The sequence below is a fragment of the Streptomyces sp. NPDC052682 genome (genome assembly GCF_040678435.1).
GTDB lineage: Bacteria > Actinomycetota > Actinomycetes > Streptomycetales > Streptomycetaceae > Streptomyces.
Window position 1 is genome coordinate 1 of the sequence record NZ_JBFATS010000015.1, and the last position, 11,725, is coordinate 11,725.

Consider the following 11,725-nt stretch of genomic DNA (forward strand, 5'->3'; position numbering starts at 1 on the left):
CTGTGGCGCACGACCGAGGACCTGCTCGACATCTGGCAGAACAACAACACCAACAGCTATCCGATGGGTGTCGGCAACGTCCTCGACGTCAACGCCCCGCTGGCGGCCCAGTCGGGTCCGGGGCACTGGAACGACCCGGACATGCTGGTCGTAGGCCGCCCGGGCCTGTCCCTGACCGAGTCCCGCTCGCACTTCGCCCTGTGGGCGCTGATGGGTGCCCCGCTCATGGCCGGCAACGACATCCGCACCATGTCCGCCGACGTCAGCGCCATCCTGCGCAACCCCCGCCTGCTGGCGGTCAACCAGGACTCGCTGGGCGCGGGCGGGCGCCGGGTGCGTGACGACGGCAGTACCGAGGTGTTCGCCAAGCCCCTGTCCGACGGCTCGGTCGCGGTCGGCCTGCTGAACCGGGGCAGCAGCACGGCGACCGTCACCACCAACGCCGCACAAGTCGGCCTGTCCGGAGGGCCGTTCACCCTCACCGACCTGTGGACCGGCGGCACGTCCAGCACGTCCGGGCAGATCTCGGCCAGCGTCCCCGCGCACGGTGTCGCCGTGTTCAAGGTGACCGGCGGCAGCCCCCTGGCCTCCACCACCGCACGCCTGCGCGGTACCGGGTCCGGCCGCTGCCTGGACGTGGACGGTGCCGCCACGGCGGCCGGGAGCAAGACGCTGATCTGGGACTGCCACACCGCCGCCAACCAGCTGTGGACCACCTGGGCCGGCGGCGAGATCCGCGTCTACGGCGACAAGTGCCTGGACGCCTCCAACCAGGGCACCACCAATGGCACGCCGGTCATCATCTGGCCCTGCAACGGCCAGGACAACCAGAAGTGGACCGTCGGCTCCGACGGGTCGATCCGCAACGCCCGCGCCGGGCTGTGCCTCGACGTCAACGGGTCCGGCACCGCCAACGGCACCCCGGTCGTCCTGTGGACCTGCAACGGCCAGAACAACCAGAAGTGGACCACGCTCCCGTAACAGGCAGACGTCCGGGCGGAAGAGGGCAGTCCCACGACAGCGCATCAAGCTGCAGTCGGCCCCTTCCGCGTGCCCGGTGGTGGCCTTCGCCGAACGACAGGAGACATACATGTCCGCGCTTCGCGCCCGGCTGTCGGCGATACTGCTCGCCGCGTGCCTGCTCTTCACAGGCCAGGCCTTGCTCACACCGGACCGGGCGGCCGCCGCCGACCCGGGCTACCTGATGACGCACTTCATCGGGGAGGGGTCGAACGGTCAGCAGATCTACTTCTCGTACAGCACGGACGGCCTGAACTGGACCGAGCTCAACGGCGGCGGAATCGCCCTTCGCTCCACGGTCGGCACGAAAGGGGTGCGCGACCCCGCACTGGTGAGATCCCCGAACGGTGACAGGTAGTGGATCATCGCGACCGACCTGTGCATCAGCTGCGGGCAGAACTGGGAGGCCGCCGTGTACAACGGCAGCCGCAACCTCGTGGTGTGGGAGTCGACGGACCTGATCAACTGGTCGGAGCCGTGGCTGCTCAACGTCGCCGGCGCGATCCCCGACGGACGCAACGCCTGGGCGCCGGAAGCGATCTGGGACCCGGCCTCCAACGACTACGTCCTGTACTGGGCGACGAACAAGCCGGTCGACGGCGTGAAGAAGCACCGCATCTACTACGCCCACACCAGCGACTTCCGCACGATCACCACCCCGCAGATCTACATCGAGCGCCCCGGCATGCAGGAGATCATCGACACCCAGATCGTGGAGATACCGGTCGGCGTCGGCACCTACCGCTATGTGCGGGCCTCCGGCGACGGGCAGATCACCCTCGAGGGCAGCAACTCGATCCTCGGGACCTGGAGCAGTCTCGGCAACCTCTCCGGCATCGGCCTGACCGGCTCCCAGGTCGAGGGCCCGATGTGGATGAAGTTCCGCGACCGCACCGAGTGGGCGCTCTACCTCGACCAGTACTCCTCCGGACGCGGGTACATGCCGGTCACGACGACCAACCCCTCCGTCTCCGGCACCTACCGGATTCCGGCGTCGGGAACCTACTCCATGGGCGTCACCAAGAAGCGCCACGGCTCGATCCTGAACCTCACGGCCGCCGAGGAGTCCCGCGTGCTCGCCCGCTGGAGCGACATCCCGGCCAACCGGCTCCAGTCGTACAACTTCCCGGACCGGTACGTGCGGCACGCCGACTTCGACGTGCGCATCGACCAGAACATCACCGGCCCGGACGCCCAGTTCCGGCTGCGGCCCGGCCTGGCCGGCTCGGGCACCGTCTCCTTCGAATCGGTGAATTACCGCGGGTACTTCCTGCGGCACTCCGGATACGACTTCCAGCTGGTCCGCAACGACGGCACCGCCCAGTTCGCCGCGGACGCCACCTTCCGGCAGGTGGCGGGGCTCGCCGACGCGAGCTGGTCGTCCTTCCAGTCGTACAACCACCCCGACCGCTACATCCGCCACTACGCCTACCAACTCCGCCTCGACCCGATCACCACCGCGGCAGGACGCAGCGACGCCACCTTCCGCGCGACGAACTGACCCGCACCGACAGGGATGCCGGCGCCTCCGCGAGAGCGCCGGCAATCCCTTGTCCAGTGATGTGGTGCCGAGTGGCTGTCTTGTTCAGCGGCGTCAGGAGACGGTGAACATCTGGTGGCCGGCGCCGTCGAACGGGCGTTGCTCCAACTGGTCGCCCTGGGCGCTGCCCGCGGTGAGGTAGAGCCCGCTGTGGCGGTTCAGGAGCCTGATACGGCCGTTGCCCGCGTCTTCCGCCAGCCATTCGTCGTTGGTGTTCGCGCCGGCTTCGTAGGTGTACTGGACGACCTGCGCGCCCGCGTCGCGGGAGGCCCACCTGACGACGACGTCCTTGCCGCTCGCCTCGTTGACGATCCGCGTGTATCCGTCGCCGAGGGACACGAACGCGAAACGCTGGTTGGTGCCGCCGGTGCTGGTCCAGCGGATGATCGCGGCGTCGTTCGCGAGGCTCTTGCCCTTCACGTCGAGTACGTGGCTGCTGCCGGCGATGGTCACCGTACGGTTCCCGGTCGGGACGGCCGCGACCTTGGTCAGCCTGACCACATGGCCGCCGTTCGCGACCACCGGGACGCTCAGCGTGTCACCGGCCTGGATGACCTTGCTCGTGCGGGTCAGGCCGTCAGAGCCGTCGGTGGTGATCTCCGCGTGCCAGGTGCCGGAGCCGAGGAACGTGGTCGGGTAGCTGATGGTGGTGGCGCCGCCGCGCCTGAACGCCCCGACGAACCACCGGTCGCCGTTGCGGCGCGCGATGACCCCTCCGGTGAGCGGGTCGCCGGAGACGTATTTGGTCTCGTCCCAGACGGTCGGCAGCAGGCGCAGCCACCGCTGTGCCTCGGGCCTGGCCTGGTAGTCCGAGATGCGGCTGCCAGGCAGCATGATGCCGCTGTCCAGGAGGACGCCGAGGGCGAGTTCGGCGGCGTCGCTGTTCGGGTTGCCCTGCTGGAAGCTCATCGGCGAGTAGTCGGCCGGGCCCAGTACGCCGCGAGTGAACGGCAGCGCGGCCACGTGCCCGATGTCCCGGCCGTTGGGGTACTCCTCGCCGCGGACGGCCTCATTGGTCAGCACGTGCGGCCAGGTGCGGTGGACACCGACGGACAGGCGGGAGCCGTGCAGGTCGACCATCAGCTTGTACCGGGCTGTGTCGGCCAGGGCAGCGTCGTACCACTGCTGACGGGCCCGGGTCTCCGAACCCATGAAGTCCATCTTGACGCCGACGACACCCCATCCGGTGATCTTGGTGAACTCGGCGTCCCGCTCGGCGGCGGTGTCCAGGTCCTGCCAGTGATACCAGAGCATGATCCGCACACCGCGCTCACGGGCGTAGGTCACCAGCTCGGGAATGATCGCCTGGTTGGCCTTCCACCCGTCGTCCACCAGGAGGTAGGGCCAGCCCTGCGAGGAGGCGTAGTCGGCCCACTGCTTGAGCTTGGTCAGGTCCCGCTGCGTGCCCCACATGCCGTCCAGCCACGGCCACGCGGCGACACCCGGCTTGATCCACGAGGTGTCGGAGATCTTCGACGCGGGCGCGACGTCGTCGACCAGCGTGGACTCCACGATCGTCGCCGTGCTGCCGATGGCGGCGGTGCGCCACGCCGTGGTGAACGCGCCGGATCGCACGATCTGTGCGTCGGCCAGCGCGACGGTGAACCGGCCGGTGCCCTGGGTGTGGGTGAACTGGCCACCCGAGTAGTCGCCGTCCACGCCGGACTCGGCGAGCAACACCCGCGCGCCGTTGGCCTGCTGGGCGAACATGCTCATGTCATAGGAACCCGTCGGGACGTCGGCGACCGTCGAGGTCGCATAACCCCTCTCGTGCTCGGGACTGAACACCTGCCGGGACAGCTGGGCGTCCGTGGGCAGTTCGAACGACGTCGCCTCTCTCAGCACCGTCGCACCCGAAGGCAGCTCGTAGCGCAGCGCCATACCGTCCGCGGACGTGCGGACGTGCACGGTCATCTGCGCGGAGCCCTTCGCGAACACCAGTCTCGTCTCGGTCGCGGACCGCGTCCGCACACGGGACTTCCCTGCCATGACCTCGTAGGTGTACGAGACGGGTGTGTCCGTGCGTCTGACGAACTCCAGTCCGGTGGTGAAGTCGGCCTGACTGGTCACCAGCCCGATCGGAGCGGGTATCAGGGCTTGGCGGCAGTTCCAGGTCGCGCCGAGCGAGAGGGCGCCGTTCGCGTCCAGCGCCACGGTGGCGCGCACACCGTCACAACCGGTCTGCGCGACACCGGGCTGGACCGAGGTCCAGCTTCCCGGCGTGGCGGCGGACGCGGGCAGCGCCGTGACCGAGCCCAGGCCGGCGAGGACGGCGGCGGCCGTGACGGCGCCTCGCGCCCCGCTTCTCTGCAGGAGTTTCATGCGGCGCCCTCCGGGGGTGCAGGTGGTACGGCGCCCGGTGTCGCCGCCGGCCGGGAGGCGAAAACAAAAGGAGCGACTGGAACCGGGCCGATCCGAGCGTGGATGGACGCGCTGTCCAGGCAGCAGAGTTGTACGAAATGTCGAACTGTGTTCGTAAGGTCGGGCAGAGACTAAGAGGGGAAGCAGGGCCCGTCAACACATCCGACACGCTCGGGATACGCGTGTGACAAGTATTGACGGGGGCAGGTGGAGACCCTATCTTCTGGCCGAGTTTACGAACAGCGTTCGAAATACCGGCAGGGTGTGGGCAGGGGGTATCGCCGCACCACCAGCACCAGAGGGAGCACTCCGTGAGACCCATGCTCACCCGTCGAACGGTCCTCGGCATGATCGCCGGCTCGGCCGCCGCCACCGTCACCGGTGTCTCGGCCGGTACCGCCCACGCAGCCGTGCCCGCCTCCCCCGGTGTGACGTACAAGAACACCCTCGCCGAGCAGCGGGCCGACCCGCACATCTTCAAGCACACCGACGGGTTCTACTACTTCACGGCCACCGTCCCGGCGTACGACCGCATCGTGCTCCGCCGGGCCACCACGATCCAGGGGCTCACGTCGGCCGCCGAGACGACCATCTGGACGAAACACTCCACCGGTGAGATGGGCGCCCACATCTGGGCTCCGGAGATCCACTTCATCGACGGCAAGTGGTACATCTACTTCGCCGCCGGCGCCGCCAACGACATCTGGAGGATCCGGCCTTACGTCCTGGAGTGCACGGCCGCGAACCCGATCACGGGGACCTGGACGGAGAAGGGGCGCGTCCTGCTGCCTCTGGACACCTTCTCGCTCGATGCGACGACCTTCGTCGTCAACGGCGCCCGCTACCTCGCCTGGGCACAGAACGACCCGGCCGTCGGCCGCGGCACCAACCTCTACATAGCGCGGATGTCCAGCCCGTGGACCATCACCGGTACACCGGTCATGATCAGCCGGCCGACCGCCTCGTGGGAGACCGCCGGAGGGGAGACGGTCAACGAGGGCCCGGCCGTGATCCAGCGGGGCGGCAAGGTCTTCATGACCTTCTCGGCCAGTGCCACCGACGCCAACTACTGCATGGGCATGCTGACCGCGTCCGCCTCCGCCGATCTGCTGAACGCGTCGTCGTGGACCAAGAGCGCGAACCCGGTGTTCGCCAGCTTCGCCGCCACCAGCCAGTACGGTCCCGGGCACAACCAGTTCACGGTCTCCGAGGACGGCAAGTCGGACATCCTCGTCTACCACGACCGCAGTTACAAGGACATCAGCGGTTCCCCGCTCAACGACCCCAACCGCCGCACCCGCGTGCAGAAGATCTACTGGAAGGCCGACGGCACGCCCGACTTCGGTATCCCGGTCGCCGACGGACTCACCCCGATCCGGCTCTCCTCATACAACTTCCCTGACCGGTTCATCCGGCACTGGGAGTACCGCGCCAAGATCGAGCCGAACGTCTCCCCGCTGGCCGACTCGCAGTTCCGCGTGGTCACCGGTCTCGCCGGCACGGGCACCGTCTCCCTGGAGTCGGCGAACTTCCCCGGCTACTTTCTGCGCCACAGAAACTCCGAGGTGTGGGTGGACAAGAACGACGGGACGGCGCAGTTCGCGTCCGACGCCTCCTACACCGCCCGGGCCGGCCTCGCGGACTCCGCCGGAGTCTCGTACGAGGCGTACAACCTCCCGGGCCGCTACATCCGCCACTACAACTACCTGCTGTACGTCCAGGCTCTCAGCACGACGACCGACCGGGCCGACGCCACCTTCTACACCCAGTGAGCAGGCAGCACCCGCCCGGCACCTCCCCTCTGTCCTCCGGACGGGGAGAGGCTCGCTGAGCGCGGGTGCTCCCTGAGCCAAAGCCGACGTACGCCGAGGTGGAGAAGGACGGCACCGCTACCTTCGCCTCTTCACCCTCCGGTTCGGACCCGACCCGCGCCATACCGCGCCGCCGGGCCAACTGGCTCTCCGTGACGCCCTGCTCGCGCAGGCGGCGCATGCGCTCGTCGTGGGTGCGCCGGGAACCCATGGCCCCGATGTGGGCGACGGGCAGGTCGAGTGCCGCGCGGGGCAAGGCAGGCGGCCCTCCCCGGGACGCCGTGACATCAGGGAGCCCCGGATGCGTGCTGGACGGGCCGGGGCTACTGGTCGCGGGTGCGGCGGCCGTTGTAGTGCTGGTCGGTGACCGGCTCGGCCCACGTGGTCTCGGGAGTGCCGTCGCCTGTGCCCTCCCACAGGGCGATGTGCTCCATGAAGCGGTCGGGGACAGCGCCGTGCCAGTGTTCCTCGTCCGGGGGGCAGGCAACCGTCTCGCCGGGGTGGGCCTCGAAGACGGTGCCGTCCCGGGTGCCGATCAGGGCGATGCCGGAAACGACGTGCAGGGTCTGGCCCAGGGCGTGGGAGTGCCAGTTGGTGCGGGCGCCCGGCGAGAAGCGGACCAGGTTGGCGCGCATCCGGGACGGCTCCTGGCCTGCCACGATGACGTCCCACCACACGTCGCCGGTGAACCAGTCCGCCGGGGCCTTGCTGCTGGGCTGCTGCTTGATGAATTCCATGGTGTCTCTCAGCTCTCCTTCATGCGTGGGCTGTCTTTCAGCGGGCGACGTAGCCGCCGTCGACGGGGAGGGCGACGCCGATGACGAAGCCGGCTCCGGGACTGCACAGCCACAGGACCGCCTGGGCGACCTCCTCGGCGGTGCCGAGCCGGTTGATGGGCTGGTTGGCCTCGGCCTCGGCGCGGTCGAGTTCCCCCTTGGCGATCATGTCGCTGACCATGGGGGTGTCGATGGTGCCCGGGCAGACGGCGTTGATGCGGATGCCTCGGGAGGCGTATTCGAGTGCCGCGCTGCTCGTCAGGCCGATGACTCCGTGTTTGGAGGCGTGGTAGGAGGCGCGGCCGGGCAGGCCGACCAAGCCGCCCAGGGAGGAGCAGTTGACGATCGTGCCGCTGCCCTGTGCACGCATGTGCCGCAGCTCGTGCTTCATGCAGGCCCACACGCCGCGCAGGTTGATGGCGTTGACGCGGTCGAAGTGTTCGGCGGGCTCGTCTGCGGCGTCGCTGGGCGGGATCTGGATGCCGGCGTTGTTGTAGGCCATATCCAGGCGGCCGAAGGTCTCGACCGTGCGGTCGACGGCGGCGGCGACCTGGTCCTCGTCACTGACGTCGCAGGTGAGGGCGAGGGCTTGGTGGCCGGCGTCGGTGAGTTCCTTCGCGGCAGCGTTCAGGGCCGCTTCGTCGATGTCGGTGAGGGCGACGGCGGCTCCGGACCGGGCGAACGCGCGGGCGGTCGCCAGCCCCATACCGGAGCCGGCGCCGGTGACGAGGGCGACGTGGCCGTTGAAGTCGTAGGTGGGATTCACGGGGCGTTGTCCCTTCAGGCGGCAGGATGTGGCGATACGGCTGGTGCCCGGGGTGCCTGGATGAACTGCGGCGGCACGGGCGGCGACGAGATGTCCGAGGCCGTCAGGCGCTGCGGAACCGTAGGGTCGCCATGGGCATGGTCGGTGCGCCGACGATCGTTCCGAGGCCAAGGCGGTGATCAGCAGGCCGGCGCGGGAGACGCTGACGCCGAGGTCACCGGCCAGCTCCGGCAGCAGGCCGGCGCGGGTCAGGGCGCGGCTTCGATGGTGATCTCGTCGGCGGTGGCGAGCCGCTCGGCGCCGCCGTCGGCCATGTGCCCGAGTATGACCAGGCCGGTCGCGTACGGGGCGTCGCGGTAGTAGGTGGCGAGCTGGTTCCAGGGGGCGTAGTACGCCAGGTCACCTACCTCGGGATCGGCGCCTTCCGGGGCGCCGGAGGTCGACAGCTTCCGGGGCAGATCGGCGATCTTCTCAGCCTGGTTGAGGTCGCGCAGGGAGAGGGTCAGGGGGAGCTGGGCGGCGAAGTCGCGGGCGGTGGGGCCGTCGTTCAGGGTGGCGGCGACGGGGTGGCCGTCGAGGGTGAGCCGGATGTTCATCGCGGTTGTCCTGCCGGTCGGTGTGGTGGCTGCCGGGGCTGTCGAAGCCTGCGGCGACGCGGGCTGGGAGGAGGAGGCGGCGGTGGAGGGCGGGGAATCGTCGGTGCAGGCGGTCATGACCAGCAGCAGGGCGGCGGCCGGGACCAGGCGGGCGAGAGCGCGAAAGGGCGCGGGATTCACGGGTCGTCCTGTAGCTAGTCGGGCAGAGGCTCGGAGTAGTGGCGGAAGCCGTCCCGGTCGGTGTGGATGTCGGCTCCGGGGATGATCAGCTGGGCGGCGTGGATGTTCTCCGGGGCGAGCGCGTCGTGAAGCATGTGGGCGTAGGCGCTCTCGGCGGCGAAGGCGATCGAGGTGCCGGCGACCTTCGGGTTGGGACGTACGGCGCTGGAGCCGTTGACGAACAGCAGCGTGCCGCGGCCGAGTGCGGCCGACCTGGGGCCCATCGAGATCCTCCAGTACAGCCCCGTGCCCCAGGCCCACTTTGCCGCGTGCAGGGCCGCGGTCAGGGACTCGATGTCGAGGACGTCGGCCGGGTAGCCGCGCGCCTGGATGCCGTCACGGGCGAGGTCGGCCGTCAGGCCGTCCAGCTTCTCCCCGTCGCGGGCGATGAGGGCGACGGTGTGGCCGGCGGCCCCGAAGCGGCGGGCGGCGGCCAGCCCGAGACCGGGGCCGGCGCCGACGAGGGCGAAGGTCGTCATGGTCAGTCCTTGTGTGAGCGGGGGTGGTTGCCGGTCCTGTGGCCGCACCGCCCCGGCGCGGCCCCGGGTGTGGACGCGTCTTTTCAGGGCTTGAGCAGAGCCTTGACGGCGCGGCGCTCGTCCATCGCCCGGTAACCCTCGGCGACCCGGTCCAGGGGCAGAGTGAGGTCGAAGACCTTGCCCGGGTCGATGCGGCCGCTCAGTACGCGGTCGATCAGGTCGGGCAGGTAGCGGCGCACGGGGGCGGGGCCGCCGCGCAGGCCGACGTGGGAGAAGAACAGTTCCTCGCCGTCGATGGCCACCTCGTGCGGGACGCCGACGAAGCCGACGTTGCCGCCGGGGCGGGTGGAGTGCAGGGCCTGCCGCATCGAATCCGCGGTGCCGACGCACTCCAGCACGCTGTCGGCGCCGATGCCGCCGGTGAGGTCCTTGACGCGAGCGATGCCTTCGTCGCCGCGTTCGGCCACGATGTCGGTGGCGCCGAAGTCCAGGGCGAGCTTCTGGCGGGACGCGTGACGGGACATGGCGATGATCCGCTCCGCACCCAGTTCCTTCGCGGCGATGACACCGCACAGTCCGACCGCTCCGTCGCCGACCACAACGGCCGTCGAGCCGGGCTTCACCTCGGCGGCGAGGGCGGCGTACCAGCCGGTGCCCATCACGTCGGACACGGCGAGCAGGCTGGGCACCATCTCGGCGTCCGGGTGCTCGTCCGTGGCGACCAGGGTGCCGTGGGCGTTGGGGATGCGCACGTACTCGGCCTGGCAGGTGCTCATGAACTCGCGGTTCAGACAGGAGGACTGCCAGCCGTTCAGGCAGTTCACGCAGGTGTTGTCGGAGGTGGCGAAGGAACCGACCACGAACTGGCCCGGCGCGACGTTCGCGACCTCGCTGCCCACGTCCTCGACGATGCCGACGTACTCGTGCCCCATCGGGTGCGGGTCGCCGACCGGCTCGAGACCGCGATACGGCCAGAGGTCGGAGCCGCACACACAGGTGGCGACCGTACGGATCACCGCGTCGGTCGGCTCAATGATCTTCGGGTCGTCGAGGTTCTCGAGGCGCACGTCGCCGGGGGCGTGGATGACTGCTCCGCGCATGGGATGCTTCCTTCAGTGCGGGGGTCTGGGGACCGCAGCCGTGGTGAGGAATGCGACTGCTCACGGTCGAGCCTCACACGCGAGCGCAGGTGCGAAAAGCGGAGAGAAGTATCCCGGGAGGGAAACATCCGGGGAGGAAATTCTCCCCCCTTGTGCAGGTGCGATCGGTGTCATGCTGGGAAGCATGACCGCCAACGTTCCCCTCAATGAGCTGGGAGAATTCCTCAAGAAGCGGCGCTCGGAGCTGAGCCCCCGCACGGTCGGTCTGCCCGAGACCGACAGGCCCCGCCGGGTGGAGGGGCTGCGCCGCGAGGAGGTCGCTCAGCTGGCCAATATCAGCACTGACTACTACACGCGTCTGGAACAGGGCCGTATGCAGGCGTCGGCGCCCGTGCTGGATGTCCTCGCCCGGGTGCTCCGTCTGGACGACGACGAGCGGGGCTACCTCTTCCAGCTCGCTGGAAAGACCACCACCCGCACCCGGCGCCGCGGCCGGCAGAAGGTCCAGCCACAGTTGCAGCGGGTCCTGGACGACCTCACCGCCACTCCGGCCATCGTGCAGGGCAGGCGCGGGGACATTCTTGCCTGGAACGCGCTGGCCGCCGCCCTGGTCACCGACTTCTCCCGCCTCGCGGAAAAGCACCGCAACTATCCACGGATCATCTTCACGGACCCCGCCATGCGCACCCTGTACGCGGACTGGGAGAGCTCCGCGCACATCGCCGTCGCCCAACTGCGCATGGAGGCCGCGAAGTATCCGGAAGACCCGCGCCTGATCGAGCTGGTCGGTGAACTGTCCATGCGCGACAAGCAGTTCGCCCGCTGGTGGGGCGATCACCACGTCGCCGCCCGCACCGTGGGCACGAAGACCCTCAACCATCCGGTCGTCGGCGAACTCGTCCTGGACTGGGACACCCTCACCGCCAACACCGACCCCGACCAGCACCTCACCGTCTGGACAGCCGCCCCCGGCTCCCCCACCCACGAACGGCTGCGCATCCTGGCCTCCTGGGCCGCCGACCAGGACCTGCCGGCCTCCTCCCCCGTCAGCTGACCG

At 69.4% G+C, this 11,725-nt stretch carries 9 protein-coding genes and 2 pseudogenes; 4 read left to right on the forward strand and 7 right to left on the reverse strand.

The window, feature by feature from the left end; translation table 11 throughout:
• Window positions 1-981, forward strand: a 981-nt coding sequence (locus tag AB0K80_RS23295) for a lectin (RefSeq protein ID WP_365672608.1), incomplete at its 5' end; no start/stop codon positions are given.
• 109 nt (window positions 982-1,090) lie between these two features.
• Window positions 1,091-2,521: pseudogene (locus AB0K80_RS23300) on the forward strand (glycoside hydrolase family 43 protein).
• 93 nt (window positions 2,522-2,614) lie between these two features.
• On the opposite strand, the gene AB0K80_RS23305 reads toward AB0K80_RS23300, so the two are convergent.
• Entirely contained in the window at window positions 2,615-4,882 is a 2,268-nt protein-coding gene (locus AB0K80_RS23305) for a glycoside hydrolase family 97 catalytic domain-containing protein (RefSeq protein ID WP_365672610.1), read from the reverse strand.
• 386 nt (window positions 4,883-5,268) lie between these two features.
• Between AB0K80_RS23305 and AB0K80_RS23310 the strand changes: the two genes are divergently transcribed.
• Window positions 5,269-6,693 (forward strand): family 43 glycosylhydrolase, encoded by a 1,425-nt coding sequence (locus tag AB0K80_RS23310; protein ID WP_365672879.1) that lies wholly within the window; start codon window positions 5,269-5,271, stop codon window positions 6,691-6,693.
• Between the two features lie 166 nt (window positions 6,694-6,859).
• Here AB0K80_RS23310 and AB0K80_RS23315 read toward each other — a convergent pair.
• From AB0K80_RS23315 to AB0K80_RS23340, 6 genes and pseudogenes are all read right to left on the reverse strand, one after another.
• Window positions 6,860-6,988 (reverse strand): annotated as a pseudogene (locus tag AB0K80_RS23315) (XdhC family protein); the annotation flags it as partial.
• 67 nt (window positions 6,989-7,055) lie between these two features.
• Window positions 7,056-7,469 carry a cupin domain-containing protein gene (locus AB0K80_RS23320; RefSeq protein WP_365672612.1) on the reverse strand — a complete coding sequence of 138 codons (414 nt, stop codon included), beginning with the start codon at window positions 7,467-7,469 and terminating at the stop codon, window positions 7,056-7,058.
• A gap of 37 nt (window positions 7,470-7,506) precedes the next feature.
• Window positions 7,507-8,274, reverse strand: a complete 768-nt coding sequence (locus tag AB0K80_RS23325; RefSeq protein WP_365672614.1) for a glucose 1-dehydrogenase — start codon at window positions 8,272-8,274, stop codon at window positions 7,507-7,509.
• A gap of 248 nt (window positions 8,275-8,522) precedes the next feature.
• A complete protein-coding gene (locus AB0K80_RS23330) occupies window positions 8,523-9,050 on the reverse strand; it encodes a cyclophilin-like fold protein (RefSeq protein ID WP_365672616.1) in 528 nt (175 codons plus the stop codon).
• 14 nt (window positions 9,051-9,064) lie between these two features.
• The gene (locus AB0K80_RS23335) at window positions 9,065-9,568 is read right to left on the reverse strand and encodes an SDR family NAD(P)-dependent oxidoreductase (RefSeq protein ID WP_365672618.1); all 504 of its coding nucleotides are present in this window, start codon (window positions 9,566-9,568) and stop codon (window positions 9,065-9,067) included.
• Window positions 9,569-9,651: 83 nt separating this feature from the next.
• Window positions 9,652-10,668: a zinc-dependent alcohol dehydrogenase family protein gene (locus tag AB0K80_RS23340; RefSeq protein WP_365672620.1), complete on the reverse strand. Its 1,017-nt coding sequence runs from the start codon at window positions 10,666-10,668 to the stop codon at window positions 9,652-9,654.
• Between the two features lie 172 nt (window positions 10,669-10,840).
• Between AB0K80_RS23340 and AB0K80_RS23345 the strand changes: the two genes are divergently transcribed.
• The gene (locus AB0K80_RS23345; protein ID WP_365672622.1) at window positions 10,841-11,722 is read left to right on the forward strand and encodes a helix-turn-helix transcriptional regulator; all 882 of its coding nucleotides are present in this window, start codon (window positions 10,841-10,843) and stop codon (window positions 11,720-11,722) included.
• The last annotated feature ends 3 nt before the right edge of the window (window positions 11,723-11,725 follow it).

What these genes read in the sequence shown, in the direction of transcription:
- AB0K80_RS23305 (WP_365672610.1), bottom strand. Translation starts at nt 4,882, where the DNA reads ATGAAACTCCTGCAGAGAAGCGGGGCGCGAGGCGCCGTCACGGCCGCC.
- AB0K80_RS23310 (WP_365672879.1), top strand. Translation starts at nt 5,269, where the DNA reads ATGATCGCCGGCTCGGCCGCCGCCACCGTCACCGGTGTCTCGGCCGGT.
- AB0K80_RS23345 (WP_365672622.1), top strand. Translation starts at nt 10,841, where the DNA reads ATGCTGGGAAGCATGACCGCCAACGTTCCCCTCAATGAGCTGGGAGAA.
- AB0K80_RS23335 (WP_365672618.1), bottom strand. Translation starts at nt 9,568, where the DNA reads ATGACGACCTTCGCCCTCGTCGGCGCCGGCCCCGGTCTCGGGCTGGCC.
- AB0K80_RS23340 (WP_365672620.1), bottom strand. Translation starts at nt 10,668, where the DNA reads ATGCGCGGAGCAGTCATCCACGCCCCCGGCGACGTGCGCCTCGAGAAC.
- AB0K80_RS23320 (WP_365672612.1), bottom strand. Translation starts at nt 7,469, where the DNA reads ATGGAATTCATCAAGCAGCAGCCCAGCAGCAAGGCCCCGGCGGACTGG.